This window comes from Pseudomonas sp. RL_15y_Pfl2_60, assembly GCF_963970595.1.
In the GTDB taxonomy this organism is placed as follows: Bacteria; Pseudomonadota; Gammaproteobacteria; order Pseudomonadales; family Pseudomonadaceae; genus Aquipseudomonas.
The window spans coordinates 271,901-293,817 of record NZ_CAXAOE010000001.1 but is presented as its reverse complement, the minus strand read 5'-3'; the positions used below and the strand labels follow the sequence as shown (position 1 = coordinate 293,817).

The 21,917-nt window shown below is 55.6% G+C and carries 19 protein-coding genes; 13 read left to right on the top strand and 6 right to left on the bottom strand.

The window, feature by feature from the left end:
- Positions 1-19: 19 nt before the first annotated feature.
- A complete protein-coding gene (locus AACY26_RS01450; protein ID WP_339510284.1) occupies positions 20-460 on the bottom strand; it encodes a universal stress protein in 441 nt (146 codons plus the stop codon).
- A gap of 88 nt (positions 461-548) precedes the next feature.
- Here AACY26_RS01450 and AACY26_RS01445 point away from each other — a divergent pair, with 88 nt between their 5' ends.
- Complete coding sequence (locus AACY26_RS01445; protein WP_339510282.1) at positions 549-986, top strand: hypothetical protein; 438 nt, start codon at positions 549-551, stop codon at positions 984-986.
- A gap of 110 nt (positions 987-1,096) precedes the next feature.
- Here the strand turns inward: AACY26_RS01445 and AACY26_RS01440 are convergent, their stop codons facing one another.
- Positions 1,097-1,918 (bottom strand): hypothetical protein, encoded by an 822-nt coding sequence (locus tag AACY26_RS01440; RefSeq protein ID WP_339510280.1) that lies wholly within the window; start codon positions 1,916-1,918, stop codon positions 1,097-1,099.
- A gap of 478 nt (positions 1,919-2,396) precedes the next feature.
- Here AACY26_RS01440 and fadB point away from each other — a divergent pair, with 478 nt between their 5' ends.
- The 6 genes from fadB (at position 2,397) to AACY26_RS01410 (ending at position 9,795) form a co-directional block, all read left to right on the top strand.
- A complete protein-coding gene (fadB, locus tag AACY26_RS01435; RefSeq protein WP_339510278.1) occupies positions 2,397-4,544 on the top strand; it encodes a fatty acid oxidation complex subunit alpha FadB in 2,148 nt (715 codons plus the stop codon).
- A gap of 29 nt (positions 4,545-4,573) precedes the next feature.
- Positions 4,574-5,749, top strand: coding sequence for an acetyl-CoA C-acyltransferase FadA (gene fadA, locus AACY26_RS01430; RefSeq protein WP_339511673.1), 1,176 nt, complete (start codon positions 4,574-4,576; stop codon positions 5,747-5,749).
- A 127-nt stretch (positions 5,750-5,876) separates the two neighbouring features.
- Positions 5,877-6,113 carry a DUF1653 domain-containing protein gene (locus tag AACY26_RS01425; RefSeq protein WP_087517426.1) on the top strand — a complete coding sequence of 79 codons (237 nt, stop codon included), beginning with the start codon at positions 5,877-5,879 and terminating at the stop codon, positions 6,111-6,113.
- A gap of 115 nt (positions 6,114-6,228) precedes the next feature.
- A complete protein-coding gene (gene topA, locus AACY26_RS01420; RefSeq protein ID WP_339510275.1) occupies positions 6,229-8,841 on the top strand; it encodes a type I DNA topoisomerase in 2,613 nt (870 codons plus the stop codon).
- 124 nt (positions 8,842-8,965) lie between these two features.
- Positions 8,966-9,484 carry a DUF6586 family protein gene (locus AACY26_RS01415; RefSeq protein ID WP_339510273.1) on the top strand — a complete coding sequence of 173 codons (519 nt, stop codon included), beginning with the start codon at positions 8,966-8,968 and terminating at the stop codon, positions 9,482-9,484.
- A 77-nt stretch (positions 9,485-9,561) separates the two neighbouring features.
- Positions 9,562-9,795 carry a hypothetical protein gene (locus AACY26_RS01410; RefSeq protein ID WP_339510271.1) on the top strand — a complete coding sequence of 78 codons (234 nt, stop codon included), beginning with the start codon at positions 9,562-9,564 and terminating at the stop codon, positions 9,793-9,795.
- A 178-nt stretch (positions 9,796-9,973) separates the two neighbouring features.
- Here AACY26_RS01410 and sulA read toward each other — a convergent pair whose 3' ends face one another.
- Entirely contained in the window at positions 9,974-10,447 is a 474-nt protein-coding gene (gene sulA, locus AACY26_RS01405) for an SOS-induced cell division inhibitor SulA (protein ID WP_339510269.1), read from the bottom strand.
- Positions 10,448-10,457: 10 nt separating this feature from the next.
- A complete protein-coding gene (gene lexA / locus AACY26_RS01400) occupies positions 10,458-11,066 on the bottom strand; it encodes a transcriptional repressor LexA (protein ID WP_339510267.1) in 609 nt (202 codons plus the stop codon).
- Between the two features lie 258 nt (positions 11,067-11,324).
- Here lexA and AACY26_RS01395 point away from each other — a divergent pair, with 258 nt between their 5' ends.
- From AACY26_RS01395 to AACY26_RS01380, 4 genes are read left to right on the top strand one after another with little or no spacing between them, the layout of a single operon-like run.
- On the top strand, positions 11,325-12,032 hold the full coding sequence (locus AACY26_RS01395; RefSeq protein ID WP_339510265.1) for a TetR/AcrR family transcriptional regulator: 708 nt from the start codon (positions 11,325-11,327) through the stop codon (positions 12,030-12,032).
- A 48-nt stretch (positions 12,033-12,080) separates the two neighbouring features.
- Positions 12,081-12,605, top strand: a complete 525-nt coding sequence (locus tag AACY26_RS01390; RefSeq protein WP_339510263.1) for a L,D-transpeptidase — start codon at positions 12,081-12,083, stop codon at positions 12,603-12,605.
- A 21-nt stretch (positions 12,606-12,626) separates the two neighbouring features.
- Complete coding sequence (gene nagZ, locus AACY26_RS01385) at positions 12,627-13,625, top strand: beta-N-acetylhexosaminidase (protein ID WP_339511671.1); 999 nt, start codon at positions 12,627-12,629, stop codon at positions 13,623-13,625.
- Between the two features lie 10 nt (positions 13,626-13,635).
- Positions 13,636-14,373, top strand: coding sequence for an S-methyl-5'-thioinosine phosphorylase (locus AACY26_RS01380; protein WP_339510261.1), 738 nt, complete (start codon positions 13,636-13,638; stop codon positions 14,371-14,373).
- Between the two features lie 214 nt (positions 14,374-14,587).
- Here the strand turns inward: AACY26_RS01380 and AACY26_RS01375 are convergent, their stop codons facing one another.
- Together AACY26_RS01375 and mfd are read right to left on the bottom strand one after the other, a co-directional pair.
- Complete coding sequence (locus AACY26_RS01375; protein ID WP_339511669.1) at positions 14,588-15,115, bottom strand: CsiV family protein; 528 nt, start codon at positions 15,113-15,115, stop codon at positions 14,588-14,590.
- A 17-nt stretch (positions 15,116-15,132) separates the two neighbouring features.
- Entirely contained in the window at positions 15,133-18,570 is a 3,438-nt protein-coding gene (mfd, locus tag AACY26_RS01370; RefSeq protein ID WP_339510259.1) for a transcription-repair coupling factor, read from the bottom strand.
- A gap of 132 nt (positions 18,571-18,702) precedes the next feature.
- On the opposite strand from mfd, the gene AACY26_RS01365 reads away from it, so the two are divergent.
- Together AACY26_RS01365 and AACY26_RS01360 are read left to right on the top strand one after the other, a co-directional pair.
- Positions 18,703-20,169, top strand: a complete 1,467-nt coding sequence (locus tag AACY26_RS01365) for a glyceraldehyde-3-phosphate dehydrogenase (protein ID WP_339510257.1) — start codon at positions 18,703-18,705, stop codon at positions 20,167-20,169.
- A 409-nt stretch (positions 20,170-20,578) separates the two neighbouring features.
- A complete protein-coding gene (locus AACY26_RS01360) occupies positions 20,579-21,916 on the top strand; it encodes a Na(+)-translocating NADH-quinone reductase subunit A (protein ID WP_339510255.1) in 1,338 nt (445 codons plus the stop codon).
- Position 21,917 lies beyond the last annotated feature (1 nt).

Sequence of the window (21,917 nt, the reverse complement as noted above, 5' to 3'; positions counted from 1 at the left end):
CCAGGCGGTATCCCGGGTTTTATTCGGGTTTTTTCAAGCGTACTGCAAGTACATCGCATGGCGCACCGTGAAGCACGTCATTGGCGGTGGAGCCCAGCAGCAGGGCGAGGCCGTGGCGACCATGACTGCCGACGATGATCAGGTCACAACCCTGTTCTTCGGCCAGGCGATGGATTTCCTGGCGCGGCTGGCCGTAGGTCAGGTGGCGCTGGTCAGCAGCCAGTTCGTTGTATTTCACGGCAAATGCATCAAGGCGCTCGCGGGCTTGATCAAATTGCTGTTGTTGCAGCATCGACAGGTCCATTGGCACGTCGCCACCAAACGCCATGGCCATTGGTTCGACGACATGCACAACCGACAGCTTCGCTTGGTTGTTGCGTGCCAGTAATTGCGCGCGGCTCATGACCGGGTCGCATTCTTCGGTAAGGTCAACGGCGACCAAGATGTGTGTGTAGGACATGAGAGACTCCTTAAATGGACAGTCGATGAATATAAGTATGAACCTTAATGAGTGCTTGCGGCAGGCTTTTACGGCAGAGATATAACCTATGACCTTGTGGATTGTATTGGCATTGCTTTTTTGTATGCTCAGCCCCTTGGCGATGCTGATGCCCTCCAGGCGTTTGCGTGGACGCATGGATGTGCGCATGCAAGCCAGGCAGTTCGGGTTGGCCATGAACCTCTCGCAACAGCAATGGCCGCACTGGCTGCAGCGCGGGCAGGGGACGTCGTGCCCGCAGTATCATCTGGCGCGTCGCCGTGGGCATCAAGACAGCTGGTGTTATTGGCAGATAGAGCCTGGGCAGTGGTGCAATCAGTGGCGTGAGCCCTGCACGGACAACGAGCTTGCGCAGCGTTTGGCGAGTTTGCCGGCAGATGTCTACAAGGCTGAACTTAGCCCGCAAATGGTCGCCGTGTGCTGGGGCGAGCATGGCAAAGGGCAGGGCCTGGAAGCGATCAGGGACTTTCTCAAAAGCTATTTCTAGCAGGCAAAGAAAAGCCCGATGCAAGCACCGGGCTGGAAGGTTGGCCAGGCAGGCCGGTAAATTCTGTGTGTGCATATCGACGCGACTCGGTGGCATTGTTGCTTGGGCGCTTAGGTCGATGCTGCTGCGTACTGCGAGGATAGCTGCTCCAGCTCTTCAATGATGCTATCGGAGTACTTGCTAACCAAGAAGGGTACACTGTTTTCATTGTAATTTTTCAATGATTTTTCAATGTAATGCCATTTGGTGCCTACATTGTTCAGCGTTTCAGTGGTCTGGGCAGTGTTCTCGGGGGCTTGGCTGAGCGCCTTGAGGGTGGTGGCAAACTCATTGACCAGCTCTTCCATGCTCCGGCTATCGCCGCCACCCATAAACGTTGCGCCCACCGATGCACTGCGCGATGAGTAATCCACTGCAATCGCCTGCATCAACAGGCTTTGCTTGCGGCTTTGTTGAATTAACAGCGGCACGCTGTAGCCACTTTCCTGCTCTATCTTTTTGTAGAGCTCCTCGCTCAGGGCCATGATTTTCTGATTCTGTTCAGCCAGGTCGGCCACCGGCTGCAAGTCGGTATAGCCCTGGGTTTTGAGGGTGTTTACCAGATTGTTGAGGTTGTGCTGGTAGCCATTCCAGAGCCCAACCAACTGCCCGCTAAGGGCTTTGGAGCTGTCGCCGTTCAGATCTTGCAAGCTAGACAAAGCCTGGCTGGCTTCGCTGAGCGACTCATTAATCATTTGCGCATAACGCTGGTCGCCCTCCATGTTGTTGTACATGTAGAAGCTGCTGAGGCTTTTTTGGGTGTCAAGGCGCATCTGGTGAAGCGTTAGCAGGCTATCTGCCGGAGGGGGTGCTGCATGGCTGAATGTGCTGATCAGGAGCAGGGCGGATGCGAATAAAGTGCGTAGGGAAATGGCAAGCATATGGCTTGTCATGCGGTGCTCCATAGACCCTTTGCTAGGGTTCGTTGTTGTTTTGGGTGGCAACTCAGGATGAATCCTTGCGCGCCATCTGCGGTCAAATGTACCGGGCCTCAGAGTGATTTGCTAGCCTGAACGCGTACTAGTTTGCTTGGCTGCTGGTGCTGAATTATGCGCTAAAAGATTAGCTGATTATCCTTTGCAAGCCCCGGCGTAACAGTCTTTTTGCTGGTTTTAGCGCGCTTTTGCCAAGCCGTGGTCGCAGATCGACAATTGACAAGTTAAGTCTTTTCCCTGAATGTGTGCCGACCCAAATCAAACGGGCGTATGAATTGAGCGTTTGTTTGTAATAAACAGCGCCTTTACTGCTCGAATATCGCGTCAGTGGGTGTGCCAGGCATTTTAACGCTACTCTGGACGGCTCAGCCGCGGAGCAGCTTGCTGGTTGGCTCTGACGTGTACTGTTTAGCTTCCATATCGTGGAGATCAGTTGATGATTTACGAAGGTAAAGCCATCACGGTTAAAGCTCTTGAAAGTGGCATCGTCGAATTGAATTTCGACCTCAAGGGTGAATCCGTCAACAAGTTCAACCGTCTTACCCTGAACGAATTGCGTCAGTCCGTAGATGCAATCAAGGCCGATGGTTCGATCAAGGGCGTGATTGTTACCAGCGGCAAAGACGTATTTATCGTCGGTGCCGACATCACCGAATTCGTTGAGAATTTCAAGCTGCCTGACGAAGAGTTGGTCGCAGGCAACCTTGAAGCCAACAAAATCTTCAGTGACTTTGAAGACCTTGCTGTTCCAACCGTCGCCGTTATCAACGGTATCGCTTTGGGTGGTGGTTTTGAAATGTGCCTGGCTGCGGATTACCGCATCATGGCCACCAGCGCTAAAGTTGGTCTGCCAGAAGTCAAACTGGGTATCTATCCGGGCTTCGGCGGTACCGTGCGTTTGCCGCGTGTTATCGGCACTGACAACGCTGTTGAGTGGATTGCCGCCGGTAAAGAAAACCGTGCCGAAGATGCACTCAAAGCTGGCGCTGTCGACGTCGTTGTTGACGCTGATAAGCTGCAAGCAGCTGCCTTGGACCTGATCAAGCGCGCCATCAGCGGCGAGCTGGATTACAAGGCCAAGCGTCAGCCTAAGCTGGAAAAACTCAAGCTCAACGCAATTGAGCAGATGATGTGCTTTGAAACCGCCAAGGGTTTCGTTGCAGGTCAAGCTGGCCCGAACTACCCGGCGCCGGTTGAAGCGATCAAAACCATTCAGAAAGCTGCAAACTTCGGTCGCGACAAAGCGCTGGAAGTTGAAGCCAAAGGCTTTGTGAAACTGGCCAAGACGCCGGTTGCTGCAAGCCTGATTGGTCTGTTCCTGAACGATCAGGAACTGAAGAAGAAAGCCAAGCACTACGACGAAATCGCAAAAGACGTGAAACTGGCTGCCGTACTCGGCGCTGGCATCATGGGGGGCGGCATCGCCTACCAGTCGGCTGTCAAAGGCACGCCGATCATGATGAAAGATATCCGTGAAGAGGGTATCCAGATGGGCTTGAACGAGGCTTCCAAGCTGCTCGGCAAGCGTGTCGAAAAAGGTCGTCTGACCCCGGCCAAAATGGCTGAGGCGCTAAACGCCATTCGCCCAACCATGTCTTACGGTGACTTCGGTCACGTTGATATCGTGGTTGAAGCAGTGGTTGAAAACCCGAAGGTCAAGCAAGCTGTGTTGGCTGAGGTTGAAGGCGTGGTTCGTGAAGATGCGATCCTGACCTCCAACACCTCGACCATTTCCATCAGCCTGCTGGCTAAGGCGCTGAAGCGCCCGGAAAACTTCTGTGGCATGCACTTCTTCAACCCTGTGCACATGATGCCGCTGGTTGAAGTTATCCGCGGTGAGAAGTCTGGCGAAACCGCCATCGCTACTACCGTTGCTTACGCCAAGAAGATGGGCAAGACCCCGGTTGTGGTCAACGACTGCCCTGGTTTCCTGGTCAATCGCGTGTTGTTCCCTTACTTCGGTGGTTTCTCCAAGCTGCTTGAGTTCGGTGTTGATTTCACCCGTATCGACAAAGTCATGGAAAAGTTCGGCTGGCCAATGGGCCCGGCGTACCTGTCTGACGTTGTTGGCATCGACACTGGCCACCACGGCCGTGACGTGATGGCTGAAGGCTTCCCGGATCGCATGGCTGTTGAAGGCCGTACTGCGGTTGACGTGATGTATGACGCTGATCGTCTGGGCCAGAAAAATGGCAAAGGCTTCTATGCCTACGAGACTGACAAGCGCGGTAAGCCGAAAAAGGTCGTTGACCCTAAAGCTTATGAACTGCTTAAAGAAATCGTGCGCGAAGAGCGTGAGTTGACTGATGAAGATATCGTCAACTTCATGATGATCCCGCTGTGCATGGAAACCGTTCGCTGCCTCGAAGATGGCATCGTTGAAACCGCTGCAGAGGCCGATATGGGCCTGATCTACGGTATCGGCTTCCCGCCGTTCCGTGGTGGTGCACTGCGTTACATCGATAGCATCGGCGTAGCCGAATTTGTAGCCCTGGCCGATAAGTACGCCGATCTGGGCGCGTTGTACCAGCCAACTGAAAAGCTGCGTGAAATGGCCAAGAACGGCCAGACGTTTTTCGGTTAATCGCGCAACGATTTAGCGAGGGTAAAATGATGAGCTTGAACCCAAGAGATGCAGTGATTGTTGACTTCGGTCGCACCCCGATGGGGCGCTCCAAAGGCGGCATGCACCGTAACACCCGTGCCGAGACCATGTCGGCAAACCTGATTCGCGGCGTCCTGGATCGCAACTCGAAGATCGATCCGGCCGAAGTCGAAGACGTGATCTGGGGTTGTGTAAACCAGACGCTGGAACAGGGCTGGAACATCGCACGCATGGCGTCGCTGATGACTCAGATCCCGCACACCAGTGCAGGCCAGACCGTTAGCCGTCTGTGCGGCTCTTCCATGAGCGCTTTGCACACTGCCGTGCAGGCGATTCAAACCGGTAACGGTGATGTATTCGTGGTTGGCGGCGTTGAGCACATGGGCCACGTTGGCATGATGCACGGTGTTGATCCAAACCCGCACCTGTCGCTGTACGCGGCCAAGGCGTCGGGCATGATGGGTCTGACCGCTGAAATGCTCGGTAAAATGCACGGTATTACCCGTGAGCAGCAGGACGCGTTCGGTGAGCGTTCGCACCGTTTGGCGCACAAAGCTACAGTCGCAGGCAACTTCAAGGATGAAATCATCCCGATGGAAGGCTACGACGAGAATGGCTTCCTCAAGGTTTTCGACTACGACGAGACCATTCGTCCGGAAACAACCCTTGAGAGCCTGGCTACACTGCGTCCAGCGTTCAACCCAAAAGGCGGCACCGTCACTGCAGGGACTTCCTCGCAGATCACTGACGGCGCTTCATGCATGATCGTGATGTCGGCGCAGCGTGCCCAGGATCTGGGTATCCAGCCGATGGCTGTGGTCCGTGCGATGGCCGTTGCAGGTGTTGATCCGGCAATCATGGGTTACGGTCCAGTGCCTTCGACTCAGAAAGCGCTCAAGCGTGCTGGCTTGACCATGGCTGACATCAATTTTATGGAGCTCAACGAAGCCTTCGCGGCTCAGGCCTTGCCTGTGCTGAAGGACCTGAAAGTGCTCGATAAGATGGATCAAATGGTCAACTTGCACGGTGGCGCGATTGCGTTGGGCCACCCGTTCGGTTGTTCCGGTGCACGTATCTCCGGTACCCTGCTCAACGTAATGAAGCAAAACGACGGCGCTTTGGGTGTCGCGACTATGTGTGTGGGCCTCGGTCAGGGCATCACCACCATCTTCGAACGGGTCTAATCGTTCAGGGTGCGAAACCGGGGCCTTGTGCCCCGGTTTTTGTTTGTTGGGGGGTTACTGAAAAATCAGGCGGTCTGATTTTCAGAAATCACTTTGCGAGAATTTTTATTTTTACAGGAAATGTGTGATGCAGATAAAACCCGGTCTTTACCGCCATTACAAAGGCCCTGAGTACCGCGTTTTTGGTGTCGCCCAGCATTCCGAAACTGAGCAGCAGGTCGTTGTTTATCAGGCGCTGTACGGTGATTATGGGCTTTGGGTTCGTCCGCTTGAGATGTTTTGTGAGCGTGTTGATGTTGACGGCGAAAGCGTTCCGCGCTTCGCTTTGATCGAGGCTGAAACGCCGCTTTTTGGCAAACCTTGAAGCGCTTAGTCAAATACCTAAACTTGACCTTGCCTTGAGCGCCACTATATATAGCGGTGCCAGACAAGGCGTCTCCTGCCTTTTCTTTTCTTCACATTCAGGAATTTTCTGATCCATGGGTAAATCGCTGGTCATCGTGGAATCCCCGGCCAAGGCCAAGACAATCAACAAGTACTTGGGCAACGAGTACGTGGTGAAGTCGAGCATCGGCCACATCCGTGACCTGCCTACTAGTGGTTCGGCAAGTGCGGCCAAAGAACCGGCCAAACGCGGAAAAGCTGCTGCAGGCGAGGCTCCGGCCCTGTCGCCAAAGGAAAAAGCCAAGCGTCAATTGGTGGCGCGCATGGGGGTTGATCCCGAGCATGGCTGGAAAGCCAAGTACGAGATCCTCCCGGGCAAAGAGAAAGTCGTTGATGAACTGCGCCGCTTAGCCAAAGACGCCGACACCATCTATCTCGCAACCGACTTGGATCGCGAGGGGGAAGCTATTGCCTGGCACCTGCGCGAATCCATTGGTGGCGATGACAGCCGTTATAAGCGCGTGGTGTTCAACGAGATCACCAAGAAAGCCATTCAAGAGGCATTCTCCAAGCCGGGCGAGCTCGATATCAATAGAGTTAACGCCCAGCAAGCCCGACGCTTTCTCGACCGCGTTGTGGGTTATATGGTTTCACCGCTGCTGTGGGCCAAGATCGCACGCGGCCTGTCTGCAGGTCGTGTGCAATCGGTAGCGGTCAAGCTGGTGGTTGAGCGTGAGAAAGAGATTCGTGCCTTTGTCCCGGAAGAATATTGGGAAGTGCACGCTGATCTGGCCACAGACAAAAAAGACACTGTGCGTTTTGAAGTGGCCCGTGAAAACGGTGCAGCATTCAAGCCGCTCAACGAAGCACAGGCTACAGCTGCGCTGGAGACGCTTAAGTCGTCCAGCTACAGCGTCGCCAAGCGTGAAGACAAACCGACCAGCAGCAAGCCTTCAGCGCCCTTTATCACCTCCACCTTGCAGCAGGCTGCGAGCAACCGCCTGGGCTTCGGTGTGAAGAAGACCATGATGATGGCTCAGCGGCTGTATGAGGCTGGCTACATCACCTACATGCGTACCGACTCGACCAACCTGTCGGCTGATGCGGTGAGCATGGTGCGCGGTTTTATCGAAGATGAATTCGGCAAGAAGTACCTGCCGGAAACGCCAAACATGTACAGCAGCAAGGAAGGCGCGCAAGAGGCCCACGAAGCGATTCGTCCCTCCGACGTCAATACCAAGCCGACCCAGTTGAGTGGCATGGAGCGTGACGCTGAGCGCCTGTATGAGCTGATCTGGCGTCAATTCGTTGCGTGCCAGATGCCACCGGCGCAGTACCTGTCGACGACAGTTACCGTCGAGGCGGCTAATTTCGAGTTGCGCGCCAAGGGCCGTATTCTCAAGTTCGATGGCTACACCCGTGTATTGCCACAGCTGAGCAAGGCCGGCGATGACGCTGTGTTGCCTGAGATGAAGCAGGGCGAGACACTCAAGCTGATCAAGCTTGATCCTAGCCAGCATTTCACCAAACCGCCTGCGCGTTACTCCGAAGCCAGCTTGGTTAAAGAGATGGAAAAGCGCGGTATTGGTCGTCCGTCGACCTATGCGGCAATTATCTCGACCATTCAGGATCGTGGTTACGTTGCACTGCATAACCGTCGTTTCTATTCGGAAAAGATGGGCGACATCGTTACCGAGCGCCTGTCTGAAAGTTTCTCCAATCTTATGGACTACGGCTTTACCGCTGGCATGGAAGAGCATCTCGATGATGTTGCCCAGGGCGAGCGCGAGTGGAAGAACGTGCTGGACGAGTTCTACGGCGACTTCAAGAAAAAGCTTGAAGTGGCGGCTGACGGTGACACTGGCATGCGTGCCAATACGCCGACCTTGACCGACATTGCCTGTCGCGAGTGTGGTCGTCCTATGATGATTCGCACGGCCTCGACCGGTGTGTTCCTTGGCTGCTCTGGCTACAGCTTGCCACCTAAAGAGCGTTGCAAGTCCACCATCAACCTGGTGCCTGGCGATGAAATCGCCGCGGATGACGAGGGTGAATCGGAATCCTTGGTGCTGCTCGGCAAGCACCGCTGCAAAATTTGCGACACCGCAATGGATGCCTACCTGCTCGATGAAACGCGCAAGCTGCATATCTGTGGTAACAACCCCGATTGCGCAGGCTATGAAATCGAGACCGGTCAATACCGGATCAAGGGTTACGAAGGTCCGAGCCTTGAGTGCGATAAGTGCGGTAGCGAGATGCAACTGAAAACCGGCCGCTTCGGCAAGTTTTTTGGTTGCACCAATAGCGCCTGTAAAAATACCCGCAAATTGCTGCGTAGCGGCGAGCCTGCACCGCCGAAGATGGACGCGGTGAAGATGCCGGAACTCAAGTGCGAGAAGGTGGATGACACCTATGTGCTGCGCGACGGTGCTTCGGGCCTGTTTCTGGCCGCCAGTCAGTTTCCAAAGAATCGCGAAACCCGTGCGCCATTGGTGATCGAGATCCTGCCGCACAAAGATGAAATCGACCCGAAGTACGAATTTCTGTTCAGCGCGCCGCAGAAAGATCCAGAAGGCCGTCCGGCAGTTATTCGTTACAGCCGCAAAACCAAAGAGCAATATGTACAGACTGAGGTTGAGGGTAAGCCTACAGGCTGGAAAGCATTCTTTGACGGCGGCAAGTGGAAGGTCGAAGACAAGAAGCGTTGATCAAAGCAGCCGTGCACGCCTTGGGCTTGTACGGCTGGGCCTGTAGCTGGCCTAGAGTCAACCTGGCCGGGCGGGTTCAGCCCGGCCGGGTGTTGATCGCTGATTTGTCGAGGAGTGGTGAGTCATGGCTAACGAGTTGTATACCCGCACCAACCAGAAAATCTTTTACGCGGGCCTAGCGCTTGAATCATGGCGCAAGGCTGAAGAGTCACGCGCAATGAATGTCCAGGGGTTGGTCCAGGCTGAGCGCGAGGCCACCTTGTTCCACCTGTTTGGCGCTGTATTGGGCCTGTGTCACGAGATCGCCGGTTACTACCGCTTGGCCAACAGCCAGTCGACCCAGATTGAGGTTTTGCTTGATGCCTCGATGCTGCAGGCTGCGCCAAGCCCTGAGTTTTCCGAGTTAGTTGAATTGGCTGCCAATCCTGAAACCTGGCTTGCTCAATTGCTCGAGGCTTACAAAGCCCTGCACAAGCCGCCACAAATGCAACAAAAGGCCAAGGTCGATCCGACTACGCCATTGATAGTGGCGGTCAGTATTGATCAGGAGCAAGAGCCGCTTGAGCGCGAAACCCTCGAGGCTTGGCGCAAACAGATCACTGCGCTGGCGCGACGTTTCCGCGAAACGCTCAGTGAGTGGTAGGTCCTTCTTGATAAGCGGGCTAGGGTGACGCTCCCGTCGGCTGCTACAATGCGCAGCTAACGTGGAGACTCAAACCTATGCCTACTTCGTTTTTAGAAATCGTAGAACTACCAGATGGCCGTATCGCCTTGCGCCGTGCAGACGATGAGGAGGCGCTTGTAGTGCTGGATTTCTCATCAGACGCGAAGTCATTCCTGCAAGGTCAGCACGTGGAAGTGGCCAAAGCCATGCTCAATGTAGGTGTGCAAATGGCTGGCCGCCTGGCTGAAAATGATTTTCAGCATGAAGGCGAAGTTCGCGTTCTGCACTGAAGGGCTCTTGGCTGCAGATACAAGCGTCGCCGTGTCTGCATAAGGTTTTTGGGTGACCAAGGACTAGAAGCTGGATAAATCCATTACTGTCCCGTGATTTCAAGATGACGTGCTGTTTGGTAAGCCACTTGAATCATTGCGTTGGGCCGTGGACAGAAAATTGCTATCCAACTCGGATTTACCCGAGGCTGATATTCAGGCTTTGCGCAGCCCCTTCGCGCGCAGCATTTTCCAGTGTCTGGCGCGCAGCACGCTGCAGCGGATGAAACCAACTGACCACGGTGTGGCTGCGACCCAGCTTCAATGCTTCTTCAGCCAGTTGCAGTGCACTTTGTTCGCCGCGTGGGTGCAGTAACAGGATGCGCTCACGGTTCAGTCCGGCCTCGCGCAGCCAGCTTTGGGTCAGGTTGCTGGGCGGTGCAATTAACGTCAGCCAGCGTTCGCTGTCATTTTCGCTGAGTTCACGCAGGATCGGGGCAAGCAGGGTCAGGCAGTGTCTCGTAGCGCCTCTGAGCGACAATTCGCTAAATGCCTGGGGCTGGTCCTGCCAGGCATCGTTGAGTGCTTCTTGCGGCAGTGCGGGGGCGCTGGCAGCCATAAAAGCCTCGAACAGTGGAAGTTGTGTCTGATTTAGCGGTTGAGACAGCTGCATAAATACTCCATTAGCGGCGGATAACGCCGACACTTAGCCCTTCAATAACCAGTTCCTGCTCTTCGAGATTGACCTCAATTGGCGCAAACTCCGGGTTTTCAGCAATCAGCCAGACTTTGCTGCCCTCGCGCTTGAAGCGTTTTACTGTTACTTCATCATCAATGCGCGCCACTACCACCTGGCCATTGCGTACTTCACGGGTTGTGTGCACGGCCAGCAGGTCGCCATCGAGGATGCCGATGTCCTTCATGCTCATGCCGCGAACGCGCAGCAGGTAGTCTGCCTTGGGGTGGAAGAACTCAGGGTTGATGCGGCATGAATCTTCGATGTGCTGCTGCGCTAGAATGGGCTCGCCAGCAGCCACCCGGCCAATGACGGGCAGGCCGTCTTCTTCAGCGTTAGGTTCGAAGCCAGGAATGCGAATGCCGCGCGAGGCGCCGGGTGTCATCTCAATTGCGCCTTTGCGGGCCAGCGCCTTGAGGTGTTCCTCGGCGGCGTTTGGAGATTTGAAGCCGAGTTTCTGGGCAATTTCCGCACGAGTAGGCGGGAAGCCGTTGTCTTCAAGGCACTGCTTGATGAAGGCGAGAATCTCAGCTTGGCGGGGCGTCAGCTTTATCATTGGGTTGGCTCTGTTTTTATATACAGTGACTGGGATTATATACAGTAGAGGCGGCTTGGCAATCATACTTTTGCAATTGGTTAATTTAATCGTGCTATTTTCTCTTCGTGGCCCTGTTACTCGATTGCTTTGCTGAACGTCTTGCATAGGTGTGATTCTTCAATCGTGAAGGTCGATGCAAAAGACAGCATTGCAATGCTTGACAATGCATGGAGCTGAAACGTATGTTTCAAACAAGTGTTTGTTAGGTGATGGATAATGGCCCAGTCGGAAACTGTTGAACGCATTCTGGATGCCGCAGAGCAACTGTTTGCCGAAAAAGGTTTTGCGGAAACGTCGTTGCGCTTGATTACCAGCAAGGCTGGGGTGAATCTGGCTGCGGTGAACTATCATTTCGGTTCGAAAAAGGCCCTGATACAAGCGGTGTTTTCACGCTTTCTTGGGCCTTTTTGCGCAAGTCTTGAGCGCGAGCTGGATCGTCGCCAAACCAAGCAAGACACCCAGGTGTCACTCGAAGAGCTCCTTGAGCTGTTGGTAGAGCATGCGCTTGCGGTCAAGCCGCGCAGTGGCAACGATCTCTCCATTTTCATGCGTTTGCTCGGCCTGGCGTTCAGCCAAAGCCAGGGCCACCTGCGCAAATACCTCGAAGAAGTCTATGGCAAGGTGTTCCGCCGCTACATGATGTTGGTTCATGAAGCTGCGCCGCGTATTCCACCGCTTGAACTGTTCTGGCGTGTGCACTTTATGCTCGGCGCTGCTGCATTCAGCATGTCGGGGATCAAGGCATTGCGTGCAATGTCGGAAACAGACTTCGGGGTCAACACTTCTATTGAACAGGTGATGCGCTTGATGGTGCCGTTTCTGGCAGCAGGCATGCGTTCAGAGTCTGGCTTGAGTGATCCGGCCCTGGCAGCTGCGCAGCTGCGTCCACGGGTTAAAAATCCGCCTGTTGCAGCCAAGGTTTAAAGCCGGGTGGCTGTGCGTAGCGGGGCTGATCCGCTAAGCTAGCCGCCCATGGCTACTCTTGATTTCATACATATCTCTATTGCTGATCAGCGCCTTTATGGTTTTGCTGATGGGCGACTGTTGTTGCGTCTGCCAGTATCAACGGCTCTCAACGGTGTTGGCGAGCAAAATGGTTCTGGCTGTACGCCTCGTGGGCGGCATATCGTGCGCGCCAAAATTGGCGCGGACTTACCGTTGGCCGCTGTGCTGCGAGGTCGCCGCTGGACCGGAGAAATTTGGTCGGCAGAGCTGGCATCAGCGTTTCCGGGGCGAGACTGGATTCTGACCCGGATTCTCTGGCTCAGTGGCTGCGAGCCCGGGCGCAATCGCTTGGGCAGTGTCGATACCTTTCGCCGCTACATCTACCTGCATGGCACACCGGATACCGAGCCGATGGGGGAGCCGCTTTCCCATGGCTGTATTCGCTTGCGCAACGTCGATATAGAGCAACTGTTTCCTCAGGTGCCGGTCAACTGTGCGCTGGTGATAGATGAAGCGCCGCGCCCTGACTGGGCCGCTATATCTCTTGATTAAGGAATTCTTGTGAGCTCACCTTTGCAAGGCTCGTTGATGCTCGACATCGATGGCACCTGGCTTACTGCTGAAGACCGGCAGATCCTGCGTCAACCGCAAGTGGGCGGTTTGATTTTGTTTGCGCGCAATATTGAAGACCCGCGCCAAGTACGCGAATTGAGCGCGGCTATTCGACAAATTCGCCCGGATTTATTAATTGCTGTCGATCAGGAAGGCGGCCGTGTTCAGCGCTTGCGCCAAGGTTTTGTCCGCTTGCCAGCCATGCGGGCGCTTGCTGACAATCCCAATGCCGAGCAGCTTGCTGAATACTGTGGCTGGATCATGGCTATCGAAGTATTGGCCGCTGGCTTGGACTTGAGCTTTGCGCCGGTGCTGGATCTCGACCACCAGCGTAGCGCAGTGGTCGGCAGTCGCGCTTTTGAAGGTGATGCACTGCGAGCGACGCAACTGGCCAGTGCCTTTATTCGTGGCATGAGCCAGGCGGGTATGGCCGCTACGGGCAAGCATTTCCCGGGGCACGGTTGGGCCGAGGCCGATTCACACGTAGCGATTCCTGTGGATGAACGCAGCCTTGAGCAGATCCGCAGCCAAGACATGCAGCCGTTTGCCCAATTAGGCAATCAATTGGCGGCTGTAATGCCTGCCCACGTTATCTATCCAAAAGTGGATGACCAGCCTGCTGGCTTCTCGCGTCGCTGGTTGCAAGACATTCTGCGTGGTGAGCTTGGCTTCAAGGGTGTGATCTTCAGTGATGACCTTTCAATGGCGGGTGCCCATGTAGTGGGTGATGCCGCATGCCGGATTGAAGCGGCGTTCAATGCAGGGTGCGACATGGGCCTGGTCTGCAATGATCGCGCCGCCGCCGAGCTGGCCTTGAGTGCTGCTCAACGCCTCAATGTGGTTGCGCCTGAGGGCTTGGGGCGGATGCGTCGTCAGGCGTTCCCGGGTGTTGAATACCGTCAGAGCCCGCGTTGGCTTGAGGCTATTGGCGCGTTGCGCGCTGCACAGTTGGTTGAATAAGGATAACGAGATGACTGTCTACGCGATTATCGGCGGCACTGGCCTGACTCAGTTGCAGGGCTTGACCATTACCGCTGCGCTGAATATCGATACGCCATTTGGTGCGCCGTCCGCGCCGGTGCTGCGAGGTGAATACGCAGGGCGTGAAGTGCTGTTTTTGGCGCGTCACGGCCATCCGCATCGTATCCCGCCGCATCAGGTCAATTACCGGGCAAACGTGTGGGCGTTGAAAGAGGCGGGCGCTCAGGCAATTCTTGCAGTCAATGCCGTCGGTGGTATTCACATGGCCATGGGGACTGGTCATTTCTGCGTGCCGCATCAGGTCATCGATTATACCAGTGGGCGCGAGCACACTTATTTTGCCGGTGAGTTGGAGCACGTCACCCATATCGATTTCAGCCATCCCTATGATGAAGCGCTGCGCAACAAGCTTTGCCATGCGTTGGCTGCGCAGCACTGTGCATTCAGCAGCCATGGTGTTTATGGCGCGACCCAAGGCCCGCGCCTTGAAACTGTGGCCGAGATTGCCCGCATGGAGCGCGATGGCTGCGATATTGTCGGCATGACCGGTATGCCGGAAGCGGTATTGGCGCGTGAATTGGCGCTGCCTTATGCCTGCTTGTCGTTGGTGGTTAACCCGGCGGCGGGCAAGAGTAATGAGCTGATTACCATGGCCCAGATCGAACAGGCGCTGGTCGAGGGGATGGATAAGGTCAAGGCTGTTCTGGCTCGGGTGTTGAGCGCCTGAAGGGAGGCGCGGACCACCGGCGCCTAGTGTTGGTCGTGTAGGGTGTGACAGCGCGAAGCTTGTCCATCGAGTCAAGCGGGGAAATGCTTAACGCCGAGCAGGCTTCCTGAATGCTTATTACGGACAATGGCGGATAAAAGAGCGTTATCCGCCCTGCATGTTGTTGGCATTGCATGGTGTGACAACGCGAAGCTTGTCCACCATGCAGGTGAGTTTACTCAGGGCGAACTCGGATCAGCATGCCCAGGTTACTGTGGTCGATATAGTTGAGCTTGTGCGTTTGCAAGGTGCTTGACTGTTGCAGGCGTTCACTGCGCGAAACCAGCCCGCCAGGCTCAAACTGGTTGATCCAAAGATCGACCTTGGCCTCCAGCGAGCGGTCTTGCTTGAGGGTCAGGGTGCCTTCGATAGGTGCATGACCTAGCTGCATATCGCCACTGCTGAAGGCCAGGGTTTCATCGCTGGATTGGGTCCAGGCCTTGTGCAACAGAACCTGATAATCGCCGCCATCATTGAGCTTTTCAGCTTCGTCATTAAGCGCAGTGGCGCGTTCCTGATCGGGTTCAAGCAAGCGTGCGCCCTGGCGCCAGTCATCGGGCGCGCGCTTGCCGGAAATCAGGACTTCACCGGGCTGGCGGAAGACAATCACTTCAATTTGATAGCTGTCGGCGGCCACAGCTGTCGGGCTAAAGGCGCTCAACGCCAATAAAGGCAGCAGGGCAAGGCTGCGAAGTGCACGCATATTCACGTATTGGTCCTTCAAGAGGGTGGTGTCAGGCGCTCAAACAGCGCTTCAAGTATGTTGAATCGTTCTTCCGGGCGTTCCATGGGGACCTGGAATTTGAATAGCGTAGCGCCTTCGAACTTGTAGCGGTCGGGCTGGCTCTGGATCAATTTGATCAGTGTCAGCGGGTCAACACAGGTGTCCGCAGCAAACTCGATGCGACCGCCTTGTGGCCCTGCATCGACTTTCTTGATGCCCAGCGTTTCGGCCTTGAGCTTGAGCAGGGTGATGCGCACCAGGTTTTTGGTCGGTTCTGGAAGCAGGCCGAAGCGATCAATCATTTCAACCTGCAACTCCTTCAACCCATCCTCATCGACCGCCGAAGCGATGCGTTTATACAGGATAAGGCGTGCATGTACATCAGGCAGGTAATCGTCTGGAATCAGTGCGGCGACACGCAGGTTGATTTCCGGGCCACCTCCCAAAGGTTGGTCCAGGTTCGGTTGCTCGCCTTTACGAATGGCTTTAACCGCGCGTTCGAGCATTTCCATGTACAGGGTGAAACCAACCGCCTGGATTTGACCGCTCTGCCCATCGCCGAGCAACTCGCCAGCACCGCGAATTTCCAGGTCGTGGGTGGCCAGAACAAAACCGGCGCCGAGATCCTGGGCATTGGCGATGGCTTCGAGGCGTTTCTGGGCGTCGTCGCTGAGCTGCTTGCGCGGCGGCGTCAACAGATAGGCATAGGCCTGGTGGTGGCTGCGTCCGACGCGACCGCGTAATTGATGCAGTTGGGCCAGGCCAAACTTGTCGGCGCGCTCGATGATGATGGTGTTGGCGCTCGGTACGTCGATACCGGTTTCGATGATGGTCGAGGCAATCAGTACATTGAAGCGCTTGTGATAGAAATCACCCATCACCTGTTCCAGCTCGCGCTCACGCATCTGGCCGTGACCGATACCAATACGCGCCTCCGGCACCAGTTGGGCAAGGTCGGCGGCACATTTTTCGATGGTCTTGACATCGTTGTGCAGGTAGTAAACCTGACCGCCACGCAGTAGCTCACGCAGCAACGCCTCTTTTATCACGGTGTTTTGCTGTTCCATGACAAAGGTGCGGACCGACAGGCGTCGTGCCGGAGGCGTGGCAATAATTGACAGGTCGCGCATCCCGGCAACCGCCATGTTCAGCGTGCGCGGGATTGGTGTCGCGGTGAGCGTCAGAATATCGACCTCGCTGCGCAGTGCCTTGAGCTGTTCTTTCTGGCGCACGCCAAAGCGGTGTTCTTCGTCGATGATGACCAGGCCAAGATTGTTGAACTTGACGTCGTCCTGCAGCAATTTGTGGGTGCCGATGACAATATCGACCTTGCCTTGCGCCAGTTGCTGCATGGCTTCGCCAACTTCCTTGGCACTCTTGAAGCGGCTCATGACTTCGACTTTTACTGGCCAGTCGGCAAAGCGGTCGCGGAAGCTGTTGTAGTGTTGCTGGGCGAGCAAAGTGGTCGGCACCAGGATCGCCACTTGCTTGCCGCCGTGTACCGCGATAAATGCGGCGCGCATGGCCACTTCGGTTTTGCCGAAGCCAACATCACCGCAGACCAGGCGATCCATGGGTTTGGGCGCAAGCATGTCGTCGCGCACTGCATCAATTGCAGCTTGTTGATCTGGGGTTTCCTCGAAGGGGAAGCCCGCACTGAAGGTGGCGTAGTCAACCTGTGGGTCGGCAAAGGCGTAGCCTTCACGCGCGGCGCGGCGCGCATAGATATCCAGCAGCTCGGCGGCAACGTCACGGACTTGTTCGGCAGCTTTGCGTTTGGCTTTTTGCCAGATTTCCGAGCCCAGGCGGTGGAGCGGGGCAAGGGCGTCGTCGCTGCCGGTGTAGCGGGCGATTAGGTGCAGGCTGGCAACTGGCACGTAAAGCTTGGCTTCTTCGGCATACTGCAACGATAAAAACTCAGCATTCTGGCCATCAATCTCCAGTGTAACCAAGCCTTGATAGCGACCTACGCCGTGGTCGATATGCACCACGGGCGATCCCTCACGCAGCTCGGTGAGGTTCTTGATGACGTTTTCGCCAGCGTCACGGGTTTTTTCGCGACGACGGCGCTGCATGACGCGCTGGCCAAACAGCGGGCTTTCGGCGATGAGTGCTACATCCTCAAGCTGCAAGCCTTCATCAAGCGGGGCGATGGTAATCCCCAGGCGATCTTTGCCGGCGACAAACGCTGGCCAGCCATCGACCTCCTTGGGCTTGAGTTTCAGCCGTGCGAGCAACTCGAGCAGGACTTCACGGCGACCGGCAGACTCGGCGCAAAACAGAATGCGGCCCTGGTATTCCTCGATAAAACGCCGTAGCGCAGCCAGTGGCTCACTGGCCTTGGCTTGAATCGCCAGGTCAGGCAGTGGCTGTGCGTTGAAGCGCAAGCGGCCAACCCCGTCCTCGATATCGTCCTGGCTGACCACCACGCGGGGCCAGTTTTTCAGGCGCGCGAAGCAGTCTTCGACCGGTAAAAAGATGTCCGCGGGCGGCAATAGTGGTCGCTCAGGGTCAACCCGACGTTCTTCGTAGCGGTTGCGGGCGTCATTCCAGAATTGTTCGGCGGCTTTTTCGATGCCGGGCAGCGAAAACACCTGGGTGTCTTGCGGTAGATAGTCGAATAAGGTCGCGGTTTCTTCGAAAAACAGTGGAATGTAATACTCGATGCCCGCCGGGGTGATGCCCGTGGAGAGATCTTGATAGATCGGGCAGCGGCGGAAATCGACATCGAAGCGCTCGCGAAAGCGTCCACGGAAATCAGTGATGGCTTTCTTTTCCAGCGGAAACTCACGGGCTGGAAGTAGCTTTATGGATTCAACCTTGTCGATTGACCGCTGGGTTTCCGGGTCAAAGGTGCGCAGGGTTTCAATTTCGTCATCGAACAAATCAATCCGATACGGTTGTTTGCTGCCCATGGGAAATAAATCAATCAGGGCGCCACGCACGGCAAATTCGCCATGCTCATAAACCGTGTCGACGCAGCGATAACCCGTGGCTTCAAGGCGACTGCGCATGTCATTGACATCAAGTGTCTGTCCAACATCCAGGACCAGGCTGCTGCCGAGCAGGAAGCGCGTCGGGGCCAGGCGATGTAGGGCCGTGGTTATCGGTACTACCAAAACGCCATGTTTTAGTTCTGGCAGGCGATAAAGCGCAGATATGCGCTGGGAAATGATGTCTTGATGTGGCGAAAAAAGGTCGTAAGGCAAGGTTTCCCAGTCAGGGAAGTGCAAAACCGGCAATTGCGGGGCAAAGAAACTCAACTCCTGTTCGAGCCGTTCGGCGCTTTGGCTGTCGGCGGTCAGCAGTAAAGTGAAGCGATTTGCTGCGCTTGCAGCCTCAGCAATTGCTAGGCTTAGCGCAGCACCGGGAAGGTTGCCCCAGTGTTGTTTGCCGGCAGCAGCGGGCAGGGACGGAAGGCGCAGTACGGACACAGGCGGCTCACGGTCAAGATACGAGGCTGGCGATTGTAACGGGCGAAAGTGTCTGCTGTCAGTTTCGACAGGCGACATTGCCCCCACGCTCGCGGATCGGCATAATGTAGCCCCTTTTTTCAGCCCCTACATATGTGGAAGGTACTGCCTGTGAATCAGAAGCCCGACCAGTGTCTTGGTGAGTGGATCGATCGAGAAGCCCTTGCGGAAGCGATGATTCCGATGATCGGCCAGCTCTATCGCAATAACAACGTGGTCACATCGATCTATGGTCGTAGCCTGATCAATCGTTCTGTTATTCAGATACTCAAAGCTCACCGTTATGCTCGCCACCGTCTTGATGGTGATGTTGAGCTGTCGGTACACGACACGTTCCAGGTTCTCAAAACCATGGGCGAGCTCAAGCTGGGCGCTGCATCGATCGATCTCGGTCGCATGATGGCCAAGTTCGGAAAAGAAGCCAACGGCCGTAGCCTTGAGCAGTTCGTCCGTGAAGAGCTAGAGAGCGTAACCGGCCAGCAGAATGTTGCAGGGCGCAAAGGCACGGATGTTGTGCTTTACGGCTTTGGTCGTATCGGTCGCCTGTTGGCACGTATCCTGATCGAAAAAACCGGTGGTGGCGACGGTCTGCGTCTGCGCGCCATTGTTGTGCGCAAAGGTGCCGACAATGACCTGGCCAAGCGCGCCAGCCTGCTGCGTCGTGATTCGGTGCATGGTCCGTTCAACGGCACCATCACTGTCGATGAAGCCAACAACACCCTGAGCGCCAACGGTAACCTGATTCAGGTTATCTACTCCAACGACCCGGCGTCGATCGACTACACCGCTTACGGCATCGAAAACGCACTGCTGGTCGATAACACCGGTAAGTGGCGCGACGCTGAAGGCCTGGGTCAGCACCTCAAGTGCCCAGGCATCAACCGTGTGGTTCTGACTGCACCGGGCAAGGGCGAGCTGAAGAACATCGTTCACGGCATCAACCATGCTGACATCAGCCCGGACGACAAGATCATCTCTGCTGCGTCCTGCACCACCAACGCCATTGTGCCGGTGCTCAAGGCTGTCGATGACAAATACGGCATCGTTAACGGTCACGTTGAAACCGTTCACTCCTACACCAATGACCAGAACCTGATCGATAACTTCCATAAAGGCAGTCGTCGTGGTCGTTCTGCAGCGTTGAACATGGTGATCACCGAAACCGGCGCGGCTACTGCTGCGGCCAAGGCTCTGCCTGTGCTGAAGGGCAAGCTGACCGGTAACGCGATTCGTGTTCCGACGCCGAATGTGTCGATGGCCATTCTCAACCTCAACCTTGAGAAGTCGACCACTCGCGAAGAAATCAACGAGTACCTGCGCTACATGGCGCTGCATTCGGATCTGCACAAGCAGATCGACTATGTGAACTCGCAAGAAGTGGTTTCGACTGACTTTGTCGGTTCGCGTCATGCCGGTGTTGTCGATGCCGAAGCCACCATCAGCAACGATAACCGCGTTGTACTGTACGTTTGGTACGACAATGAGTTCGGCTACAGCTGCCAGGTCGTCCGGGTGATGGAAGATATGGTCGGGGTCAACCCGCCAGCATTTCCTCGCTAAGACGCCTTAGTTGCACAAGAACGGGAGCCCAGGCTCCCGTTTTTTATGCCCTGATTTTGCCGGGCATCTGCGGGCTGCTGACTGGCTGGTCGCGAAATTTAGCCCGTTGGGTGATAATGGGCGGATTAGGTTTTGATATGAGCGCGGCTGTACAGGTGCTTTAGTCGTATTCACGGTGCGGATTGATTTATCCAAACTATGAGCTTGTCGCCTCTTGTTACGTATCGCCTAAAAAAAGCCAATGCTTGGGTGGTCAGTGGCAGGGGCCGTCTTTATAATCAAGCGGATTTTTTACCCGCGACCGATGCCGTCCATCATGCTGATTTATCTCAGTGTGTGCTTGCCTATTGGCTTTCTGGCGTCGTCCGTATTCTAAGAAGATTTCTAATATCAGTGGTTAGGCAAACCTATGATCAAAATTAAGAATGGGCTCGATTTGCCCATAACTGGCGCGCCGGCGCAACGTATCGAGGCCGCAAGGCCGGTACGTAGCGTCGCCGTCATAGGCTACGACTATCATGGTATGAAGCCTACGATGGAAGTCCAGGTGGGTGATCGGGTCAAGCTCGGACAAATACTGTTCGCTGACAAGAAAACCCCAGGGGTGGTCTATACCGCACCTGCAGCAGGCGTGATCAGCGCGATTCATCGCGGTGAGCGACGTGTACTGCAGTCAGTGGTGATTGACATCGAGGGTGATGAGCAAGTGACCTTTGCTCAGTATCCGGCCAGCGAACTGGCTGGACTTAGCCATGAGAAAGTCCGTGAGAACCTGCAACAGTCAGGCCTGTGGACTGCCTTGCGCACACGTCCGTTCAGTAAGGTGCCTGCCATTGATGCGGTTCCTAACTCGATCTTCGTGACCGCGATTGATACCCATCCTCTGGCTGCTGATCCAGCGGTTGTGATCGCTGAGTACGCCACAGATTTTGAAAGTGGTCTGCAGGTGCTTAGCACCTTTGCCAAGGTATTCCTGTGCAAAGCCGATGGCGCCAATGTGCCTGGCGAGCAACTGCAAGGCGTGCAGGCTGAAGCCTTCGCAGGGCCGCACCCAGCGGGCTTGGCTGGCACCCATATTCATTTCCTTGATCCCGTTACCGCGACCAAGAACGTGTGGTCGATTGGTTATCAGGATGTCATTGCCATCGGCAAGTTGTTCACCACCGGGCAACTGTGGACTGACCGGGTTGTCTCGCTGGCAGGCCCGGTTGTCGAAACCCCGCGCCTGTTGCGTACACGTCTGGGTGCAAACCTTGAGGAACTCACCGCCGGTGAGCTCCAGCCTGGCGAAAACCGCGTCGTTTCGGGTTCGCTATTGGGTGGTCGCACGGCGCAGGGCGCTTTTGCTTTCCTGGGGCGCTATCACCAGCAGGTTTCTTGCCTGGCTGAGGGTAATGACCGGGAAATGCTGCATTACCTGCGCGCGGGTGTGAATAAGCACTCGGTGCTGAATATTTTCGTATCCAAGCTGGCGGCGGCGAAGAAGTTTGCTTTTTCGACCACCACCAACGGCAGTCCGCGGGCGATGGTTCCGGTGGGCAATTACGAAGCGGTAATGCCACTGGATATTTTGCCGACACAACTGCTGCGCTACCTGATCGTTGGCGACACTGAGATGGCCCAGAAGCTGGGTTGCCTGGAGCTCGACGAAGAAGATCTGGCGTTGTGCACCTATGTCTGTGCTGGCAAGTATGAATATGGCCCGATCCTGCGCGATAACCTCGCAAGCATCGAGAAGGAGGGTTAAT

Excerpts from the sequence above, each read along its gene's own strand:
- lexA (WP_339510267.1), bottom strand. The coding sequence starts at position 11,066 with ATGATAAAGCTGACGCCCCGCCAAGCTGAGATTCTCGCCTTCATCAAG.
- AACY26_RS01415 (WP_339510273.1), top strand. The coding sequence starts at position 8,966 with ATGGCTAACGAGTTGTATACCCGCACCAACCAGAAAATCTTTTACGCG.
- AACY26_RS01395 (WP_339510265.1), top strand. The coding sequence starts at position 11,325 with ATGGCCCAGTCGGAAACTGTTGAACGCATTCTGGATGCCGCAGAGCAA.
- AACY26_RS01375 (WP_339511669.1), bottom strand. The coding sequence starts at position 15,115 with ATGCGTGCACTTCGCAGCCTTGCCCTGCTGCCTTTATTGGCGTTGAGC.
- fadB (WP_339510278.1), top strand. The coding sequence starts at position 2,397 with ATGATTTACGAAGGTAAAGCCATCACGGTTAAAGCTCTTGAAAGTGGC.
- AACY26_RS01410 (WP_339510271.1), top strand. The coding sequence starts at position 9,562 with ATGCCTACTTCGTTTTTAGAAATCGTAGAACTACCAGATGGCCGTATC.
- topA (WP_339510275.1), top strand. The coding sequence starts at position 6,229 with ATGGGTAAATCGCTGGTCATCGTGGAATCCCCGGCCAAGGCCAAGACA.
- AACY26_RS01440 (WP_339510280.1), bottom strand. The coding sequence starts at position 1,918 with ATGACAAGCCATATGCTTGCCATTTCCCTACGCACTTTATTCGCATCC.
- AACY26_RS01425 (WP_087517426.1), top strand. The coding sequence starts at position 5,877 with ATGCAGATAAAACCCGGTCTTTACCGCCATTACAAAGGCCCTGAGTAC.
- AACY26_RS01445 (WP_339510282.1), top strand. The coding sequence starts at position 549 with ATGACCTTGTGGATTGTATTGGCATTGCTTTTTTGTATGCTCAGCCCC.
- AACY26_RS01360 (WP_339510255.1), top strand. The coding sequence starts at position 20,579 with ATGATCAAAATTAAGAATGGGCTCGATTTGCCCATAACTGGCGCGCCG.
- fadA (WP_339511673.1), top strand. The coding sequence starts at position 4,574 with ATGAGCTTGAACCCAAGAGATGCAGTGATTGTTGACTTCGGTCGCACC.
- AACY26_RS01390 (WP_339510263.1), top strand. The coding sequence starts at position 12,081 with ATGGCTACTCTTGATTTCATACATATCTCTATTGCTGATCAGCGCCTT.
- AACY26_RS01380 (WP_339510261.1), top strand. The coding sequence starts at position 13,636 with ATGACTGTCTACGCGATTATCGGCGGCACTGGCCTGACTCAGTTGCAG.
- AACY26_RS01450 (WP_339510284.1), bottom strand. The coding sequence starts at position 460 with ATGTCCTACACACACATCTTGGTCGCCGTTGACCTTACCGAAGAATGC.
- AACY26_RS01365 (WP_339510257.1), top strand. The coding sequence starts at position 18,703 with ATGTGGAAGGTACTGCCTGTGAATCAGAAGCCCGACCAGTGTCTTGGT.
- sulA (WP_339510269.1), bottom strand. The coding sequence starts at position 10,447 with ATGCAGCTGTCTCAACCGCTAAATCAGACACAACTTCCACTGTTCGAG.